The sequence below is a fragment of the Megasphaera sp. SC8-1 genome (genome assembly GCF_024436295.1).
GTDB classification, from domain to species: Bacteria; Bacillota; Negativicutes; order Veillonellales; family Megasphaeraceae; genus Megasphaera; species Megasphaera elsdenii.
Window position 1 is genome coordinate 19412 of record NZ_JANFQH010000013.1, and the last position, 19540, is coordinate 38951.

Below are 19540 nucleotides of genomic sequence, written 5' to 3' on the forward strand. Positions count from 1 at the left end.
CAATTTGCCGGGAAAACTTGACTGCTTTGGTATAGTAATATATAATGGAATTAGTCATAAAAGGCAAATAGTCAAAAGGAAAGGTGGAATCTCTTATGGAATATAAATTCACAGCCGATAATTTTCAGCAGGAAGTCTTGAACAGCAGTCAGCCGGTCATGGTCGACTTTTTCGCTAACTGGTGCGGCCCTTGCCAGATGATGGGACCGGTCATCGCCAACTTGGCCGAAGAATATGCCGGCAAAATCAAGATCGGCAAGATCAATGTCGATGAAAATCCGGGCGTAGCCCAGACGTATGATGTAGCCACGATTCCGAACCTGGTCTTTTTCAAAGATGGGAAAGTCGTCAACCGCGTCATCGGCGTCGTTCCGGATAATGTATTGAAAGAAAAGTTAGACGCTTTGCTCAGATAAGGAGCGGCGCCAGAGGAGGATTCTCATGAAAAATTATTCCTATACGACACAGGGAACCTGTGCCCGTCAGATTACCTTCAGCCTGGAAGATGGCAAATTGCATAACGTCCATTTCGCAGGCGGCTGTCCCGGCAATACCCTGGCCCTGAGCAAATTGCTGGAAGATACCGATGCGGCCCGGGCTGTGAAGCTCTTGAAAGGGAATCCCTGTGGCGATCGCGGGACCTCCTGCGCCGATCAGCTGGCCATCGCCGTAGAACAGGCCCTGAAACAGGGCGCCTGATGGCTGGGGAAACGTATGGCATCGCCCTGGTCCCGTCGACGCGGCAGGCCATGGAAGGTGAAGCGCTTGCCAAAGCCGCCGGACTAGCCGTGCGCATCATTCCGACGCCGGGGAAGCTCGACGCATCGTGCGGTTTTTCCCTGCGCTATGAACTGGCTGATGAAGCGGCCCTGACAGCCCTCCTCGATGAGAAGGGGCTGGCATGGGCCGCTTTATATCATGCCTGCCGCCGGGGGCTGCGCGTCACCTATACTAAATGTAAAGAGGGATGATAAGATGGCCAGACATATCGTTATCGGCACAGCCGGTCATGTCGATCATGGCAAGACGACGCTGGTCCGTGCCTTGACCGGAATCGAGACGGATACGACAGCCGAAGAAAAGAAACGGGGATTGACGATCAACCTGGGCTTTGCCTGGCTCGACCTGCCAGATGGTACGCGGGCCGGTATCGTCGATGTACCCGGTCATGAAAAGTTCATCAAGAATATGGTCGCCGGCCTGCCGGGCCTCAATCTGGTCCTGCTCGTCGTCGATGCTAACGAAGGGGTCATGCCGCAGACGAAAGAACATCTCGACATCTTGACCCTTCTTGGCGTACATCGATTCATCATCGTCGTCACTAAAGCCGATACCGTCGATGAAACCCTGCTCGGCCTGGCCCTGCAGGATATCCGCCAGAACCTGGCCGATACGGCAGCGGAAGACGCGCCTATCGTCGTCACTGATGCCATCAGCGGCCGCGGGCTGACAGAACTGGTCGCTGAAATCCAGGAAATGGCCGCGTCTTTACCCGGCGAGACAGCCCGGGGGACAGGGCGCCTCAATGTGGACCGGTCTTTTTCCATCAAGGGCTTCGGGACGATTGTCACGGGTACTCTCATCGACGGTCCCATGACTAATGGTGGTGAGGTCTGGCTCTATCCTGGCGGCCGTCGCCTGCGTATCCGCAACATGCAGGTCCATGATCGGGATGTATGGCAGGCAGAGCCGCCGCAGCGGACGGCCTTGAACCTGGCGGGCATTTCCAGCGGAGCCATCCATCGCGGCGATGTCCTCTGTACGGCAGCGGATTTTGCTGCGACGCGGATGATCGATGCCAAAGTGACCTGTCTGGCCGATGCAGAGCCACTCTTTTTATGGCAGCGCATGCGCCTCCTCGTAGGGACGCGGGAAGTCATGGCCCGTATCGTGCCCTTAGGGGCCGAACAGATTGCGCCTGGGACCGATGGCTTTTTACAGCTGCGCCTGGAAGCGGATGAAATCTATGTAAAGGCCGGGGACCGCTTCATTTTGCGGACTTTTTCGCCTATGCATACCGTAGCCGGCGGGGAAATCCTCGACGCCCACCCTAAAAAACACCGCCGCTTCAAAGATGACGTAGTGACCAGCCTGGAAGCTCGCGATGCTGGCCTGACAAATGATGTCGTCGCCGGTTTCCTGCGCCTGCGCCAGGTCCCCTTTACACAGGCCGGCGTCATTGCCGGAGCGGTGGACCTGCCTTTGGATAAGGTGGAAATCGCTCTGGACCATTTACGCCAAGCCGGGATAGTCCGCCGGACCCGTCAAGGCTATATCCATCGTGACGTCTATAAGGCCTGGCAGGCCAAGGCCTTGCAAGTCCTCTTGGCCTATCATAAAGAAAAACCGTTACAGCCGGGGATTCCCCAGCCGGTTTTCCGGAGCCGCCTGGGCCTCGATGAAAATGACGGGACGGCCTTGCTGCGGCTGTTGACGGCTGGCGGCGTCTGCCGCTTATCCCGACAATGCGTGGCGGCAAAACAATTCCGAATTACTTTTTCCCCGTCCCAGCGGAAATTGCAGTCGGCTATTGAAAAGAAGCTGGACCACAGCGGCTATGTACCGGTCCCTGTACGGGAAATCCTGGCGCTGGGCAAGGAAGCGCCTGCTGTTGCCGACGCCCTGAGTGGTAAGAGCCTCGTCTTTTTATCGAAAGATTTCGTCTTGTCCAAGCGGTTCCTGACGGAAGCTGCCCGAAAGGCCTGCCAGTCTTTGCAGACCGGGAATCTCCTGACTTTGGGTGATTTCCGCGATGCCCTGGCCATCAGCCGCAGCCAGGCCCTGCTCATCCTGGAGTATATGGACCGATGCGGAATCACCTGCCGCGTCCGTGACGGGCGCCTGGCCGGACCGCAGGCTCGGAGATATGAAGGGAAAGGGGAATCTGACCATGGATGAAACACGGCAGCAGCTGCTGCGTCAGCTGCCGGATGTAGATCATTTATTGCAGCGGCCGGCCTTACAGATCTGGCAGGAACGGAAGTCTCGTCAGGCCGTCCGCAATGCCGTCCGGGCTGAGCTGGATAAACGGCGCCAGGCCATCTTGACCGGCCAGTGGGACCAGCCGTTTTCCGGCGAAGTCTTCGACCAGGCTGTCGTTTCCCGCCTGCAGACTGAAGGACGGGGCCATCTGCGCCGGGTCATCAATGCGACGGGGACCATTCTGCATACGAACCTCGGGCGGTCTGTCTTCAGCCCGGAATTGGCCCGGCACATTGGCGAACTGGCCTGCCACTACAGTAACTTGGAATATGACCTGGCTTCGGGCAGGCGGGGGTCGCGGTACGACCATGTCCGGGGGCTCCTCTGTGACCTGACCGGCGCTGAAGATGCCCTGGTCGTCAATAATAATGCCGCTGCCGTCCTCTTGACTTTGTCCAGCCTCGCTGCGGGGAAGGAAGTCATCATCTCGCGGGGGGAACTCGTTGAAATCGGCGGGTCTTTCCGCATCCCCGACGTCATCGAGCAAAGTGGTGGCCGTATCCGTGAAGTCGGGACGACCAATAAGACCCACTTGGCCGACTACCAACGGGCCCTTGGCGAGGATACGGCGGCCCTCATGAAAGTCCACACCAGTAATTACCGTATCATCGGTTTTACGGAAAGCGTCTCGCCGGCAGCCTTGGCCGGACTGGCCCATGACCACGGCCTGCCCTGTCTCCACGATGCCGGCAGCGGCTTATTCGTGGACTTAGAAACCTTTGGCCTGCCTCATGAACCGACAGTTGGCGAAGTACTGGCGGCTGGCTGTGACGTCGTGACCTTTAGCGGCGACAAGCTCCTGGGCGGCCCTCAGGCGGGTATCATCGTCGGAAAAGCGGCCTATCTGGATGCCATGAAACACCATCCCTTACTGCGGGCCCTGCGCGTTGATAAGATGACCCTGGCCGGTTTAGAAGGGACGCTCCAGTCCTATCGCGACGGTACGGCGGCCCGTCAGATCCCGACCCTGCGCTGCCTGGCCCAGACAGAGGACGAGATAAAGGAACGGGCGGAACGGCTGTTACAATTCCTGCATACCGATGACCTGCCGGCCTGTGTCTCATTGCGTCCGATAGACGACTGCATCGGCGGCGGTGCCTGCCCGGATGTCGTCCTGCCGGGCTGGGCCCTGGCCATAGAAGCCGATGGCATGACCCCGGAAGAAATGGAACGCCGCCTGCGTCACGCCGACCTGCCCGTCATCGTCCGCGTCCAGTACAACGCCGTCGTTTTGTCCCTGCGCACCCTCGGCGATGACGAACTCCAGGACGCCTCTCGTATCGTGCGGGAAGCGTTGGGAGTTTAAGCGTCGCGTGAAGGTTTCAGCCATCATGTATGAGCGGGCCGTTGCTTTATTGTTTGTAGAAGAGGAATTTAAATTAAAAAACTTCACTACAAACTGTAAACTTAATACTCAAAAAGGCGCTGTCTTTATGCGACAGCGCCTTTTTACACCCCGCTTACCGCGGTGACGATTGGCCTATGATTTCTTTTCCTTCTACGAATTGGACTGTAGGGTTCGGTTTTTTCTTTTCAATGAGGTCGACCATGAGGTGCAGGCAGTGCTGGCCGATTTCACCCATGGGGATGTCGACGCGGGACAGCGAGGGAATTGCATAGTCGTTGAACTCGGCCATGTTGATCCCAATGGTAAAGACTTCCATGTCCTGCGGGATGGCTACGCCCAGTTCATGACAGGCGTAAAGCACGCCGTGGGCCAGGACGTCGGATTCACAGAACAGGGACCGGGGCATCCGCTTTTCTGCATAGAGTTTCTTCGTCGCTTCGACAGCACTTGAAGACGACGTATCGCAGAGAACGATGTTCGTTTCCGGAACAGGGTGTCCTGCCTTTGCGAACGTATCGAGGAAGCCCTGCATCCACGTGCGCATGATCGGGAACGACGTGTCATGAGTCAGGACGCCGGCATCGAAAATGCCCTTATCGATGAAGTGCTTGGCGACGTTGCAGCCGATTGTATAGTTGTCCATGGTGACGCTGCTGTACTTGTCCGATTCCCGGTTAAAGAGGACGACCGGGCAAGGGATATGGATGGAATTCAGGTAGTCCATATCTTTATTCGACATGTTTGCAATGATGATGCCGTTGAAAAATTCGTTTTGCATCGCGTCGAGCTGTTTTTGCAGTTGATCGACTTTATATGGGACGACGGTCAGATGGATCGCCTTATCTTGCTTCATGATTTCTTCCTGGATCCCAAGGGTGATACGGGCCAGGTAGTTGATACGGAAGTCCGTTGCCCAATAGAAGGCAATGGCATAGCTGTCCTTTTTAGCCGACCGCAGTTTTTTTGCCGACTGGTTGGGGACGTAGTTCAGGTCTTGTGCAATTTTGTATATACGCTGTTGTGTTTCCTGTGAGATTTTCCGTTCCCGGCCTTTACCGTTCAAGACGATGGAAACGGTGGCGATGGAAACGCCAGCAGCTTTGGCAATGTCTTTAATTGTGGACACGATGGCCACCTCCACTCTTGCTTTTATTTTGACATAAATTAAACGTTTTTTCAAGGAAATCTGTGTTACAGGGTCAACTACTCCCGACTAAAGTCGGGAACTTGTAAGTCGGAACTACATAGGTACTAACGGCATCAAAAGACGTCTCCCTAAATCCGCCTACATCATCGGGTGGCTGACAACACCCGCTTTGCTAAGGAGTTTACTCCAAAGCAGTTGTTATTCTTTTGTAACGAGGATGGTTATCTCCAGAAATCCACATAGTTCCGAGGAGCTGAATATTCATAGCTCCGATACGGTCATCGTTAGATCTGTAACCACACTGGCAACGATATAAGTGTTTGTGATGGTCACGATTTTCCTTGTGGATAGTACCGCATTTGGGACAACGTTGAGAGGTATACTTAGCAGATACCTTCAGAACTTCGGAACGATTTTCATGAGCTTTATAAGTCAAGAATTGTTCCAACTGATAGAACGCCCAGCTGCGCAGGTCGCAATTTTGTTTAGCAGTTTTTGAAAGATGGGACTCTTCGAAGCTAACACCGGTCAGATCTTCAAGCACAAACAGCGTATCTTTGCCGTATTTTTCAACGAGTGTCTTAGAAATCTGATGGTTTACATCAGACATCCAACGGTTCTCTCGTCCAGAAATGGCTTTGAGCCTACGCTTTGCTGATTTTGTACCTTTAGACTGGAGCTGACGGCGGACTTCCTGAAATTTATGGCGTTTAGTAGCCATCTTCTTACCAGAGACGAATTCAGTTTTGCCCTGTTCGTCGTAACTAACAGTAAGAAAACGTAATCCGCGGTCAATACCGACAACGTGACGGACGTTTTCTTTCTGAAAATCTTCGACAGCTTGGGTTACGGGAATATGGAGATACCATAACCCTTTGAGTTCGACCAGTTTTGCTGTTCCAAGGTCATAAGCGCCATCAAGGTATTCAGCGAAATGTTCGCCCTCAAAAGTGCATTTGGTTCTTTTTCCGAGTGTATTGATAGATAGGATTTGACCATCATCCACGAAACTGTAATCTCGGTTACGGACCAAATCAGCTTGCGGACGAGTAAAGAATATCGGCTTCCAAAGCCATTCCCATGTCTTGGCGATGCGTTGCCAGTTGCCATTCTCATCCTTATATCTGTAAGGATTTTGGAAGAGCTGTTGTTTTACCGTCTTATATCTGGCAATCGTCGTCTTGATAGAAGACTGGGCCAGCTGCGATTTCAGACCGAACTGGCTGCGCAGGTCCCTGTACAGTTCTCTGTTAAGACTTTGGTAGGCCATGTTAAATCGGTTGTCGAAGATGTACTGCGACACGAAGTTACAAGCCTGACGGTATTGTTCCGTCATCTGACGGAACAGAAACTCTTGTTCAGAAGTAGCATGTATACGAAGTTTTATCGTTTTAGTTAGGTTAGACACTATTTCTCACCTTCCTTTCTAAATATATATTACTTCATCAAAATTATTATAGAACTATTTTTACTAAAAATCTATTGTGTTTTATTGAAAGGAGGGGAGGTGCGGCTCCTCTCATGACTAAAGTCACGAGTCTCCACCGCACCATGAAGATGAACAAGTATTCTTCATTTTTAGTGTCATTCGCGAATCCTTGGCAATCATGGTACAATAGAATCGATTCAGACGAGGAAAGAGGGAGGGTATGACTGTGAGTTATGAAAATTACCGGCGCCAGGCCCTGCACCAGATCGACAATCTGGCTAAGCCGCCGGGCAGCCTGGGACTTTTGGAAAAGCAGGCCAAGCAGATTTTACTGGCCTGGGGGACTTTTCATCGGGAACTGCGGCCCAAACACATCATTTTTGCCGCCGACAATGGCGTTGTCCAAGCCGGTGTCGTCGCTCAGTTAGCGGATATAACCTATATGCAGAGCTGCCATATGGTCCAAGGAACGTCGGCTGTGACCTGTTTTTGCCGTAGCCAGGACATTCCTTATGAAGTCGTCGATGTCGGTATCGACAGTGCCGATGCCGTCGGCTTAGACCGTAAAATCGCCAGGGGAACGAAAAATTTCGCCGTCGAACCGGCTATGAGCCGGGAACAACTGGTACAAGCCATGGCGACGGGACGCGAACGGGTACAGGCAGCTGCCAAAGAGGGAATCAATCTCCTGTCGTTTGGCGAAATGGGCATTGGCAATACGACGACGTCAGCAGCTGTTCTCACCGCCTTGTCTCCGAAAAAGATGTCCTGGCTGACCGGTTTTGGTTCGGCCCGGGGTAATTATAAACTGCTCTTCCACAAGCGGCGCGTCATTGCTGCAGCTATCAAAGCCTATGAAAAAGAACTCCAGACACCGGCCGATGCCCTGCGCTGCGTCGGCGGCTTTGATTTGGCGTCACTCTGCGGTGCTATGATGGCCTGTGTTGATGAAAAAATACCTTTTTATATCGACGGCTTCATTACGGCGACGGCCCTGGCCTGTGCCATTGCCATGAAACCTGCTGTCCGCGATTATGCCTTGCCGTCCCATATTTCCCGGGAGCCCGGCATGGCTCAGGCCCTGCGCCTGTGCGGCATCGATGAATACGAAGTCCCCATCCAGGCGGGCCTCTCATTGGGGGAAGGGACAGGGGCCGTCTTAGGCGTCACTCTCATGAAGACTATGATGTATGCCGTCTGTCACATGGCGACCCTGGACGGCATCAACCAGGAAGCTCAGGACCGCTACGACCGCCGAAAAGGAGATGAAACGAATGGATGAAGAAACGAGAGAAAAAGCCCGGGCCATCTTTGAACGCCTGGGACTGACAGAAGAACAAGCGGTAGAACTCTTTTATAAGCGGACCATTGCCGCCGGAAAAATGCCCTTTGCCGCAGGCGAACCGGAAGCCAAGAAAATCAAGAAGAAACGCATGAACGAACGCTTCGCCGAATGGGATGCTTTTTGACGGCCATCGGCTTCTTGGCCCTTTGCGATGCCTTGCCCGCTATGACGCCATCTGCTGCGTTGTCGTCAGTCGCCATAGCCCCGCTATGACTCCTTCCTCCGCCTTGCATATGGTGCCATATCGAACAATGCCTTACGCAGAAGCCAAGAAGTCGATGGCCGTAGACGGTTTTACGAGCCACTAGCCACGAACCACGAGCCACTGTCTCTCCCGACCCGGCAAATCCGGCGCGGATCTGACCGCGTCATTGAGCTCCTGAGGTCCGAAAGGCTCTCCTGCGAAGGGGAGCTGGCCGCCGAAGGCGGACTGAGGGGTTCTTGAATGTACGAACCACTTTGAATTATTTTTATGAAAGAAGGGGTTTTATGAAGTATCCATTATTGCATGAAACGCTGAAAGTTGGCTCCATTGTTTTAAAGAACCGCCTGGTCATGCCGCCGATGGCGACGGAAAAGTCGGCGAAAGGCCAGGTAACGGATGGCCTGATTGCCTATTATGGCGACATGGCCCGCAGCGGCCCGGGGCTGATCATCCAGGAACACAGTTTCGTTTCGCCTGACGGCCGGGCCAGTGCCAACCAGGTGTCGCTGGCGGCTGATGCGGATATTCCCGGTCTGCAGCGCCTGACGGCGGCTGTCCATGCGCAGGGCGTGCCGATTCTGGCACAGATCAGCCATGCCGGCAGTGCAGCCCATCGGGCTATTACCGGCCAGGAAGTCATCAGTGCCAGTGCTGTTCCCAATCCGTCACGGGCCGCTGCGGTCCACGGTCAGCCAGAATTTCCCCGGGAAATGACGCAAGGCGATATCCAGTGCATCATCCAGGCCTTTGTCGATGCCGCTGCCCGGGCACAGCAGGCCGGTTACGATGGCGTGGAAATCCATTCAGCCCATGGCTATCTGCTGGACCAGTTCTATTCGCCGTTGACGAATCGGCGGACCGATGATTATACGGGCCGTACCCTGGAAGGGCGGACGCGGCTTCAGGTTGAAATCATTCAGGCTATCCGCCGTCGCCTGGGGAAAGATTTTGTCCTTTCCCTGCGCTTAGGCGGCAGTGATTACATGGATGGCGGCGCTGTCTGTGCAGAAGTCGGCCAAGCCGCGAAGCTTTTTGAAGCTGCCGGCCTCGATATGCTCAGCCTTTCTGGCGGCATGAGCTTCTTCTTCCGTCCAGGTCATACGGAAGCGGGATACTTTGCCGAACTGGCAGAAGCGGCTAAAACGGGGACGACCCTTCCCGTCATGCTGACTGGCGGCATTGCTGACGGCGCTGAAGCGGAAACCTTCCTGGAAAAAGGCCAGGCTGACCTCATCGGCATCGGACGGGCAGCACTCCGGGACCACCAGATTTACCAAAAAATCTTGTCAATGTGACGTATACATTTGCATTAAATCAATAGGCATGATAGCTTCTTCTTTTTGATGGGTCAGGATCCAATCAGAAAAACCACTTTTTGAAAAAAGCAGATACTGGACGGTTCGATAATGATGGTCTATAAGTCCTGTGCGGTTGCGCAAAGCTTCATAGACGGATTTGTCGAGCCGTTCATTTTTAAATTTACATTCTCCTAGAATGGCTTCTTTTTTTATGGTATCCAAGCCGACAACGTCAATATCCGTTTCTTCTTTCTTTCGGGGGTCCGTTCCCCACCATTTGCCCACACGGGTTATCATACAAGGAAGATTTCCTGTCAATCCCATATATAAAGTATAGTGGCGGCACATATCTTCAAAGACGTCGCCCATATAATCTGAAATACTTGGTTTTACGACATGTTGATAATATGCGTCGCCGTGACCGAGTTCAATGGCATCAATGCCATTTGGCAGAAAGCGGTACCAGAAGCGGAACATGTGATCGGCAAAAGTATAGCGGACTTTGCGCTTATTCCGTTCATCAGTAATAGCATATTCTTTTTTTAAGATTCCTGTTTTAATAAGATTTTGTATGGCATGACTTGTCGTAGATGGCTCTAAATGGGTGAGGTCTGCAATCGCATTTTGTTTCGTTCGTCCTGATGCAATAGCTTCGATAATGGCGTTATATGTCGTAATATTGCGAAATTCTTGTGTCAGCAGATTGGATGGCTCTTCATACATATAACCGGTTTTTGCGAAGAATAAGCTGACTATATTTTCGTCTAAAGATTTCGTATCCCGCAGTAAGGATAAGTATTTTGCGACACCACCCGTAATCCCGTAACATACGGCTTTTTCAGCGGGCGTATAGGAGGAAACGAAATCAGCAGCTTCGCGATAAGAAAACGGTTTGACCTGTAATTGGGCTGTCCGCCTGCCGAAAAGAGGACTTTTTTCGCTCAATACTTCTTCTTCCATGAAGCTGATAGAGGAGCCGCAAAGAATCAAATACATATTTCCTTGCATCCATTCGGTGTCGATATATTTTTGTAATATGGATAATAGTTCTGGAGCTTGTTCTGCAAGATAAGGGAACTCATCGATAATGAAAATAATGCGTTCTTCCTGGCATTTGTTGGAGAGAAAAGCGAATAACTCTTCATACGTTGAAAAGGTTAACGTATTTAAGTCAGGAGCCAAGACGTCAAGGACTCGCCGGCTCAAGAGTTGTAAATTCCGTTGGAGACCATTGCGGGCTGCCGTGTAAAAGATAGCTTTTTTTCCTCGGATAAAATGACTAAGTAACGTGGATTTACCAATGCGCCGACGTCCGTAAACGACCATCATTTGGAATCCCTCTGTTTCATATAGTTTTTCTAGAGCATCTAGCTCTTCTTTTCTGCCAATAAATGGTTGATACATAAAGATTCCCTCCTTTTTAATTGAAATATAATTCATTGAAACATAATTCATTGAATTATATTTCAATTAAATTATACCATAAAAATAGAGCCATCGCACGCTGTCATCATGCGAGACTCCTTTTTCTTAAATGTCTGAAGTTTGATGTATGATGTTTGAGGCGGTGGCTTTTAAATTTTGTCCCATCCACATCAAACTTTCAACTTCAAACTTCAAACTCAAAAAGGGCTTGTCGTCATGCGACAAGCCCTTTTTTATTTACTTATCATGTCATCCGGAGCGAATCCGGTGCGGTCGGCATAATCGCCTTCCAGGATTTGGATGGGGACGAAGCCGTTCTTGTCTTTGTCACCGGTGATCTGGATACGTGTCGGCTTGGCAAAGACCAGGATTTTATCGGACCGGACGAGGGACCGGATGGTTTCCATATCGCGGTCGTGGCTGGCCTTGAGGAAGGTGGGTATCGTCGTTTCGTCGGGGATGACGTAGGTCCCGCGCATCATGAGGTAGCGGCCGCTGCTCGAAGGCAGGCGCGTCTTTTCCTGCTGCGCTTCTTTTTCGGAATCGCTCAGTTCCGGGACGCCGCTCGTCGAATAGCGGGAGAAGTTGACATTGGACTGCGCGGCTTCACCATAACGGTGGACATAATAAATGGTGATGAACAGGCAGAAGATGACGAAGGGCAGGAATAGCATTTTGGTGTAATACGTCAGTTTGGCATATTTTGCCTCTTTCTGCTCCCGTGCTTCCCGTTCTTCCCGCGTCTCGACGACTTCTTCTGGCTGCCCTTGCAAGGCGCCAGCCAGGATAGCCGATAAAGGGATACCGTAGCTGGAAATGGGATAGAGGTTTTCCAGCCAGCTCAGACCACAGATGCAGGCCATAGCCCGGCTCAGGGCATTGTCCATATCGACGGGAATCTTCATGCGGTGCAGAATCGACGATAAGGAGTCGTTGGCCAAGTTGGGCATATACGTCGAAGCCAGGAATTTCAAGTCCCTGATGTAGACATCCTTCAGGGGCAGTTCCCGTCCTGATGCTTCGTAGCTGGCCTTGATGGCTGGGAAGAGCCGTTCCGAGCGGTAGGCAGAGAGGACGGCGTCTTTGAGGAGAAAGGCAATGTCTTCATCCCAGACGACGTCGAAAGGCTTGCTGTCAGCCAGCATGTCTTCGGTCAGGTTATGTGCTTGGACCGGCCCTTCGCGGGGCTTGATAAAATAGGAAATGCCGTGGACGTTGCCGTCACTGATCCAGGCCAATGCCAGGCGGCAGATACTGTTTAAGTTGTCGTTGGCCAGGTCGGCTGCGATGGCAATGGATGCATTGACTTTTCGCCGGCGCAGTGATTCCAGCGCCTTTTGTGTATTCGTATCCATGGCAGGTATCCTCCGTGAATCGACTGATTAACGGCCGCGCTGTTTATAATAAGGGCGGAAGGTGCGCCGCGGTCGTTTCGGTGCCTGTTTGAGCTTGAAGTAGTTGTGTTTGACTGTGCGGTTCTTTTCGTCCGTGAAGGTGTTGACGTCAAAGAGTTTCAGCGATTCGATGAAGGGGACGAATTTCTTATAGCCGAAATTGCGGACGTCGAAGTCGGAGAACTGCTTGCTCAGGAGATTTCCCAGGGTGCCCGAGAAAATCCAGCCGTTGTCATCGGAGTTTTCTTCGGTCAACTTGATCAAAGCCTGGCGGATCGTAGAAAAATCTTTGCCCGGCGTCTTGCCATGCGCCGTCGGTGATTCCGGCGGTGTCAACGTATGGATGGGAGCCGGTCCTACTGGATGGGCTGCCGGAGTTTCCCCTTTTTCTGCTTTATGGCTGGCCGTTTCCTGAGACGGTGTTTCGTCGTGCCCTTCGTTTTCCTGGACTTCGGATTCGTGTTCTTCTGCTTCTTCCCAAAGGACATCGAGATAGAGGAACTTATTGCATGCCGAGATGAAGGAACGGGGTGTCTTGCTTTCGCCCATGCCCAGGACGTATTTCTGCGATTCCCGCAGGCGCGAGGCCAGACGGGTGAAATCGCTGTCTGACGAAACGATGCAGAAGCCGTCGAGATTGCTCTGGTACAATAAATCCATCGTGTCGATGATGAGGGCCGAGTCCGACGAATTTTTGCGGATCGTGTTGCTGTACTGCTGGACGGGCTGGATGGCGTTATCTAAAATGGTGTTGCGCCACGACGCCATCTGGGGCGTCGTCCAGTTGCCGTAAATGCGTTTGTAGATGACATCGCCGAGATTGTTCGCTTCAGATAAGATGACGTCGATGTATTTGCTGGAAATATTTTCGGCGTCGATGAGGACGGCGAGTTTCATTTCTTGATTCATAATTTGATTACCTCTGTTTACATTACTTTTTTATTATATCATCAACTGCTGAGACTGTGCTATAATAAAACCAGGGCTCGAACGAAGGCGTTTATCCTTCGCCAGGCCTATTTTTTTTAGAAGGTGGTACAGATGAAAATAGAACGTATGGCGCCTCTTTGCGTCGTCGCAGCGGGTATCTGCTGGGGCATCATCGGCTTGTTTACCCGCCAGCTGTCGGCGTATGGATTGTCGCCGCTGCAGATTACTTTTGGCCGTTCCCTGGTGACGGCTGTCGTCATGACTGGCCTCATCCTCTGCCGGTATCCGGAGAGACTGCGCATTGCCTGGCGCGATGCCTGGATGTTCCTGGGGACCGGCCTGGGGAGCATCGTCTTCTTCAATATCTGCTATTTTACAGCCATCGAATTGACGACGTTGTCTGTCGCGGCCATTTTGCTCTATACCGCGCCGAGCATCGTCATGGTGTTTTCCATCTTCCTCTTTCATGAACGATTTACGCGGCGCAAGGGGTTATGCCTGGTCCTGGCCTTTGCCGGCTGTGTCCTGGTCAGCGGCCTGGGCCTGGGCCATGTCGAGGCCGCTGGCATCCTGGCCGGCCTGGGGAGCGGTTTCGGCTATGCCCTTTATTCCGTCTTCGGCCATTATGCGCTGGCCAAATATGAACCGCTGACGGTTACGGTCTGGACCTTCATCATCGCATCCCTGGGGCTCCTGCCCTTCTGTCATTTCGGCATGATGGCGTCCCTGGCCATATCGGTGCCTTATACGGGGCTTCTCTTTGCCCTCCTGGGGCTGATGTCGACGGCTTTGCCCTTTGGTCTCTATACGACCGGCCTCCAGCATATGGAAGCGGGCCGGGCCTCTATCCTGGCGTCTGTCGAACCCTTGACGTCGACGGTCGTGGGCATCGCCGTTTTCCATGAAGCTCTGACCTTGACGGGAGCCGCCGGCATCGTCTGTATTCTGGGAGCGGTCATACTCTTGGCGAAAAAAGAGAAGCCTAGCGGATAAATTCAAAGCGGAATTTCCGGCCCGGCGTGATGTAGTCCAGGAGAAATTCTTCGTTCGGAACGACTTTGGCGACGATATTGGTCCGTTCTTCTGGGGGCAGTTCGCATTTGACGATTTGGACTTCTCCCATATAACGCAGGAAATCGGCGTTATCCAGGGTGATATCGCCGCGGTGGAGGCTGCGGAAGATATCACTGTCCGGTTCGATGATGCGCCCGTCCAGATGGGCCCGGCTGCCGCTGGTGCGGATGACGTCCCGCGACGGGTCGGGCCGGGCCGTGAAGGTATAGGACAACAGGTCCTGGATGTGTGGCTCCCGGCTGAGGAGCTTGGCCTTGATGACGACGACGTCCGTTTCTTCCCGGCCGGTCCGGGCCAGGTCGCGCAGTTCCTTATCCGACGGCTTATCGTCGCCGATGAAGACGGACTGGACGCCTAAGGCCGCCAAATGGCGTGCAGCCAGGCTGACATCCTGATGGCGGTGGTCTTCCAGTGTCGGCAGGCCTTCATACAGCGGCGCCCGCTGGCCGGACTGGCTGGGTACGAAGGCACCGACGGACAGGCCATAGGCGTGGAGCAGGTCGGTTTGGGCCTTGAAATAATCCAAGTCCAGGCCCGTGTGAGGACGGGGATAGAAGTTGTGCAGGCCGTCGATGTAATCCATTTGGGCTTCGTTTTTTTGGAGATCTTCTAAATCGGACTGCCTCAGCGTCGACGCATTGACCTGGACGCGGACGAGGTGGCTGTACATGGCAAGCTTGGCCGCATCGAAACCGTCGTCAAAGCGGACAGTCGTAATGCCCAGTTTGGCGATGGCTTCCGGGTCGAACCGGTCCATGCCCAGGCAGGCTGCCGAGGCTGGTGATACGTCGGCGACGATGTCGAACTGAAATTGCCGGGCCGTTTCCAAGACGGCCTGCAGCTCTTTGCGAAAGGCCGCCGGGTCCGTTTCCGGGATGTGGAATGACGTGAAGAGACGCGTCATCCCCAGGGCGGCAGCCCGTTCGATGCGGGCCGTCTTTTCTTGAATCGTCCCGCCCAGACCGGGATAGACAGAAATACCCGTTTCCATTTATTCTCCCTCCTTCGGGTCGTCAAAGCCTAAGAGCCAGGTTGCGATGAAGCCGGCAGCGTAGGCCGTAACGAGTCCTAATAAATACATGGGGATGTTGTCCGTGCTGGCTGCCAGGGGCAGGCCGGAAATACCGATTGTCGCGGCACCGACCATGTAAGCCGCCTGGACAGCGCCGCCAAAGGCTCCGCCGATACAGGCGCCGATGAACGGCTTGCCCAGGGGCAGGGTGACGCCGTAGATGAGCGGTTCGCCGACGCCCATGAGGCCGACGGGCAGGGCCGAGGCGATGGTCTTGCGCAGGGCCTTGTTCCTGGTCTTGGCATAGACGGCGATGGCGGCGCCGACCTGACCGCCGCCGGCCATGGCCAGGATGGGCAGGAGAATGGTCACGCCGTAGCGCGACAGGAGCTCTGCATGGATCGGCGTCAGGCCCTGATGGATGCCGACCATGACCATAGGCAGGAAGGTCCCGCCCAGGATGAAGCCCGTCACAGCGCCGCCGGTGCCGATGGATTCCGTCGCGGCATAGCCGATGGCTTCCGACAGATAGCCACCCACGGGCTGGCAGAGGAAGAGGGCGACAAAAGTCGAAATGACGACGACTAGAAACGGCGTGACGAAGAGGTCGAGCATATCCGGTACGATGCGGTGGAGTTTCTTTTCCAGCCACGACGAGAAGAAGACGACCAGGAGAACGGCGATGATGCCGCCCCGGCCAGGGACCAGGGGATCGCCGAAAAGATTGATCTGAGCCAGGTTGGGGTGGCTGAGGATGGCCGCCATGACGCCGCCCAGCATGGGCGAGCCGCCAAATTCCTTGGCCGCGTTGATGCCGACGAAGATGTTCAGGCCATAGAAGGCGGCGTTGCCGGCAATGGCCAGGACCTGCAGGAGCGGCTGGGCCGCCAGGGATGGGTCCATCTTGAAAGCGACATTGAGCAGGCCCGTAATCAGGCCACAGGCGATGAAGGCCGGGATGATGGGTACGAAGATGTGGGCGATCTTTTTTAAGGCCAGCTTGGCTGGCGTTGCATTCTTGCGCCGTATTTCTTCATGCAGGGCCTGGCCGTCGAAAGGACCCTGGCTGTCATCGTTGCTGTCAGGCCTAGCTGATGGTGCCGGATTTTCCTTGCTGCCGCCTTCGACTAGCGGTGCAAAGGCCTGGTACAGTTTCGTCGCCTTGCCAGGGCCGACGACGATCTGCCATTCGTCGCCGGATTTATTGATGCCCATGACGCCAGGAAGTTTGGCCAGGTCTTCTTTGGTAAAGTGTTCGTCCTTTACCGTCAGGCGAAGACGGGTCATACAGTTGTAAGCCTTTTCGATATTGGCCGCCGGGCCGGTGATGTCGTAGATGGCCTTGGCCAGTTTATCATAATCCATGGGCAGCCTCCTTGAGGACGGCAGCAACGTATCCCTGGGCGGCTGCCAGGCGGTCTTCGGCTTCGTTGGCAGGCAGGTTCAGGAGAATCATGACGATAGCCGTCTTGGCTCGTCCCTGACTTTCGGCCAGGGCCTTTACGGCTTCCTGGCGGCTGCAGCCTGTCGCCGTCATGACGATGCGCCGTGCCCGTTCTTCCAGTTTCTGGTTAGACGACTTGACGTCGACCATGAGGTTGCCATAGACTTTGCCCAGGCGGATCATGGCGCCTGTGGACAGCATGTTGGCAATCATCTTCTGGGCCGTGCCCGCTTTCATGCGCGTCGATCCGGTGACGACTTCCGGGCCGACGATGGCGCAGAGGTCGATGTCGGCACAAGCGCCGATGGCTGAATGAGGCGAGCAGTCGATGGCAATCGTCGCCGCGCCGACTGAAGCGGCATAGGTCAGGCCGCCGACGACATACGGCGTCCGTCCCGAGGCACTGAGGCCGACGACGACGTCGTCGGCGGTCAGATTTTTGGCTATCAGGTCCTGACGGCCCAGTTCCGGCGAGTCTTCCGCCCCTTCTTTGGCACGGAAAATGGCTTCATAACCGCCGGCGATGAGGCCCTGGATGCGTTCCGGGTCGGTGCTGTATGTCGGCGGACATTCGACGGCGTCGAGGATGCCCAGGCGGCCGGACGTACCGGAGCCCATGTAGAACAGGCGGCCGCCGTGGCGCAGCCTGTCGGCGATGGTGTCGACGGCCTTGGCGATGTCCGGGATGATGGCGCCGACGGCATCGGCGACTTTATGGTCTTCGTCATTTATGATGCGCAGCATGTCTTCCGTAGACACGCTGTCGATATGCTGGCTGTGGCTGTTCTGCTGTTCCGTAGCCAGAGTTTCTAAGTTGATCATGGTTGATTCCTTTCTTTCCTTGCAGTCGTGATTCTCGTTCGTTGGGAACAATATACACATCTCTAATTATAGAGAGTGTTTGCAGGACTTGCAATAGGCCTTTTTTTCATGAGCCATGACCTTTATTTTTTTGCCATTTCATGGTATGATTAAGCTGCACGCAGCAGACCTGTGTGCCCTGTGCGCCCATAGCTCAGCTGGATAGAGCAGCAGTTTCCTAAACTGCGTGTCGGATGTTCGAGTCATCTTGGGCGCACCATTTTTTTATCTACATAATCTAATCATTAAATTATCAGTCCGGAAAGGTGGGTTCCTTCATGTCCGATACTAAGAACCAGCTGGCTTCTTTCCACGAAGAAGTCATGCATGATGCCGATTATACCTTGGCCGAAGCCGTCGCCGAAGCCAAGCGCTGCCTGAATTGCAAAGTACCGCAATGCCGCAAAGGCTGCCCCATTGAAAACGAAATCCCCCAGTTCATCCATGCCATGACCCAGGGGGATTTCGGGGCTGCTGCGGACCACATCTACCATCGCAGCGACCTGCCGGCCATCTGCGGCCGCATCTGTCCGAGAGAAAAGCAGTGCGAAGGTCACTGCGTCCTCGGCAAAAAGGGAAAGCCTGTTGAAATCGGCAAATTGGAACGGTTCGTAGCGGATATGGCCCTGGACGGCGGCTTCCTCCCGCAGCCTGTCAGCCGCAAGACCGCCGGCCGCGTGGCCATCATCGGCTGTGGCCCGGCCGGCATGGCAGCTGCGCGGGAACTGGCCGGCCTCGATTACGATGTGACCATCTTTGAAGCCGCTTCCCAGCCAGGCGGTACCATGACCTATGGCATCCCGACTTTCCGGCTCCATAAAGAATTATTGCAGCGCGAAGCCCAGGCCCTGACGGCCATGGGCGTCACTATCGAATACAATGTCAAAATCGGTGTCGATAAGTCTTTGGCCGAACTGAAGGAAGCTTTCGATGCCGTCTTCATCGCCATTGGGACGATGAATGCCTGGAATCTCGGCGTCGATAACGATACTATCGATGGCGTCGTCGATGCCGAACAGTTCCTGCGCGACGTCCAGCGCGTCCAGAACGGGGAAGTGGCCTTGGAAGACCTGCCCGTCCAGAAGGGCGACCAGGTCATCGTCGTCGGTGCCGGCAACGTCGCTATCGATGCCGCCCGCACATCGCTGCGCCTAGGGGCAGACGTCAAAATCGTCTATCGCCGGGCCGAAAAGAACATGAAATGCCTGCCGTCGGAATATGAAGAAGCCAAGGCTGATGGCGTCCAGTTCCAGTTCTACTCGGCACCGAAAGCCGTCGTCGGGACGGACCATGTAGAAGGCCTGAAATATGAAAAACAGCAGATTCTCGAAGATGCCACCATGGTGCCGACGGGCGAATTTGGCGTCGTTCCGGCCAATAAGATTATCGCCGCTATCGGCAACAAACCGGAACTGCCCATCGTCAAAGCCCTCGGTGTCGACGCCAATGACGATGGCTACATCGCCGTCAAGGACCTGCCTTACGGCATGACCAGCCAAGAAGGTGTCTTTGCCGCCGGTGATATCGTCCACAAACCGCAGACCGTCGTCCTGGCTATGCGCGAAGGGCGTAAGACGGCTGCCGGTATTGACCAGTACTTGAAGGCCAAAAAGGTCATGAACGCTGCGAAAGCATGAGGAGGCCGC

The 19540-nt window shown here is 54.2% G+C and carries 18 protein-coding genes and 1 tRNA gene; 11 read left to right on the top strand and 8 right to left on the bottom strand.

Features of this window, described 5'->3' with window-relative positions:
* Positions 1–95 precede the first annotated feature (95 nt).
* The 5 genes from trxA to selA are packed head-to-tail and all read left to right on the top strand — an operon-like array spanning position 96 to position 4288.
* Complete coding sequence (trxA, locus tag NOS26_RS04915) at positions 96–416, top strand: thioredoxin (RefSeq protein ID WP_014015650.1); 321 nt, start codon at positions 96–98, stop codon at positions 414–416.
* A gap of 25 nt (positions 417–441) precedes the next feature.
* Positions 442–699, top strand: coding sequence for a TIGR03905 family TSCPD domain-containing protein (locus NOS26_RS04920; RefSeq protein ID WP_014015651.1), 258 nt, complete (start codon positions 442–444; stop codon positions 697–699).
* Positions 699–971: a DUF3343 domain-containing protein gene (locus tag NOS26_RS04925; protein WP_014015652.1), complete on the top strand. Its 273-nt coding sequence runs from the start codon at positions 699–701 to the stop codon at positions 969–971. The genes NOS26_RS04920 and NOS26_RS04925 overlap by 1 nt, the downstream gene beginning before the upstream one ends.
* A 4-nt stretch (positions 972–975) precedes the next feature.
* Positions 976–2898, top strand: coding sequence for a selenocysteine-specific translation elongation factor (gene selB, locus NOS26_RS04930; RefSeq protein WP_014015653.1), 1923 nt, complete (start codon positions 976–978; stop codon positions 2896–2898).
* On the top strand, positions 2891–4288 hold the full coding sequence (selA, locus tag NOS26_RS04935; RefSeq protein WP_014015654.1) for an L-seryl-tRNA(Sec) selenium transferase: 1398 nt from the start codon (positions 2891–2893) through the stop codon (positions 4286–4288). Before selB ends, selA begins: the two co-directional genes overlap by 8 nt.
* 154 nt (positions 4289–4442) lie before the next feature.
* On the opposite strand, the gene NOS26_RS04940 is transcribed toward selA, so the two are convergent.
* Entirely contained in the window at positions 4443–5456 is a 1014-nt protein-coding gene (locus tag NOS26_RS04940) for a LacI family DNA-binding transcriptional regulator (RefSeq protein ID WP_014015655.1), read from the bottom strand.
* 202 nt (positions 5457–5658) lie between these two features.
* Complete coding sequence (locus tag NOS26_RS04945; RefSeq protein ID WP_014015656.1) at positions 5659–6885, bottom strand: RNA-guided endonuclease TnpB family protein; 1227 nt, start codon at positions 6883–6885, stop codon at positions 5659–5661.
* Between the two features lie 241 nt (positions 6886–7126).
* Here NOS26_RS04945 and NOS26_RS04950 point away from each other — a divergent pair, with 241 nt between their 5' ends.
* From NOS26_RS04950 to NOS26_RS04960, 3 genes are all read left to right on the top strand, one after another.
* Positions 7127–8188, top strand: a complete 1062-nt coding sequence (locus NOS26_RS04950; RefSeq protein ID WP_014015657.1) for a nicotinate-nucleotide--dimethylbenzimidazole phosphoribosyltransferase — start codon at positions 7127–7129, stop codon at positions 8186–8188.
* Entirely contained in the window at positions 8181–8375 is a 195-nt protein-coding gene (locus tag NOS26_RS04955; RefSeq protein ID WP_014015658.1) for a type II toxin-antitoxin system RelB/DinJ family antitoxin, read from the top strand. The genes NOS26_RS04950 and NOS26_RS04955 overlap by 8 nt, the downstream gene beginning before the upstream one ends.
* A 365-nt stretch (positions 8376–8740) precedes the next feature.
* Positions 8741–9751 carry an NADH:flavin oxidoreductase gene (locus NOS26_RS04960; RefSeq protein ID WP_014015659.1) on the top strand — a complete coding sequence of 337 codons (1011 nt, stop codon included), beginning with the start codon at positions 8741–8743 and terminating at the stop codon, positions 9749–9751.
* On the opposite strand, the gene NOS26_RS04965 is transcribed toward NOS26_RS04960, so the two are convergent.
* The 3 genes from NOS26_RS04965 to NOS26_RS04975 form a co-directional block, all read right to left on the bottom strand.
* Positions 9743–11158 (bottom strand): ATP-binding protein, encoded by a 1416-nt coding sequence (locus NOS26_RS04965; RefSeq protein WP_014015660.1) that lies wholly within the window; start codon positions 11156–11158, stop codon positions 9743–9745. The two genes, NOS26_RS04960 and NOS26_RS04965, sit on opposite strands and share 9 nt — an antisense overlap.
* A gap of 254 nt (positions 11159–11412) precedes the next feature.
* Positions 11413–12534 (bottom strand): hypothetical protein, encoded by a 1122-nt coding sequence (locus NOS26_RS04970; RefSeq protein WP_014015661.1) that lies wholly within the window; start codon positions 12532–12534, stop codon positions 11413–11415.
* Between the two features lie 27 nt (positions 12535–12561).
* Positions 12562–13482, bottom strand: a complete 921-nt coding sequence (locus tag NOS26_RS04975) for an NYN domain-containing protein (protein WP_014015662.1) — start codon at positions 13480–13482, stop codon at positions 12562–12564.
* Between the two features lie 132 nt (positions 13483–13614).
* Between NOS26_RS04975 and NOS26_RS04980 the strand changes: the two genes are divergently transcribed.
* On the top strand, positions 13615–14496 hold the full coding sequence (locus tag NOS26_RS04980; RefSeq protein ID WP_014015663.1) for a DMT family transporter: 882 nt from the start codon (positions 13615–13617) through the stop codon (positions 14494–14496).
* Here the strand turns inward: NOS26_RS04980 and NOS26_RS04985 are convergent.
* From NOS26_RS04985 to murQ, 3 genes are read right to left on the bottom strand one after another with little or no spacing between them, the layout of a single operon-like run.
* Complete coding sequence (locus tag NOS26_RS04985) at positions 14486–15568, bottom strand: DUF871 domain-containing protein (RefSeq protein WP_074787071.1); 1083 nt, start codon at positions 15566–15568, stop codon at positions 14486–14488. The genes NOS26_RS04980 and NOS26_RS04985 overlap by 11 nt on opposite strands.
* On the bottom strand, positions 15569–16954 hold the full coding sequence (locus NOS26_RS04990) for a PTS transporter subunit EIIC (RefSeq protein ID WP_014015665.1): 1386 nt from the start codon (positions 16952–16954) through the stop codon (positions 15569–15571).
* Positions 16944–17855, bottom strand: coding sequence for an N-acetylmuramic acid 6-phosphate etherase (murQ, locus tag NOS26_RS04995; protein WP_255917354.1), 912 nt, complete (start codon positions 17853–17855; stop codon positions 16944–16946). Before murQ ends, NOS26_RS04990 begins: the two co-directional genes overlap by 11 nt.
* Positions 17856–18037: 182 nt before the next feature.
* Between murQ and NOS26_RS05000 the strand changes: the two genes are divergently transcribed.
* A tRNA-Arg gene (locus NOS26_RS05000) sits at positions 18038–18114 on the top strand.
* Positions 18115–18172: 58 nt separating this feature from the next.
* Entirely contained in the window at positions 18173–19531 is a 1359-nt protein-coding gene (locus NOS26_RS05005) for an NAD(P)-dependent oxidoreductase (RefSeq protein WP_255917355.1), read from the top strand.
* Positions 19532–19540 lie beyond the last annotated feature (9 nt).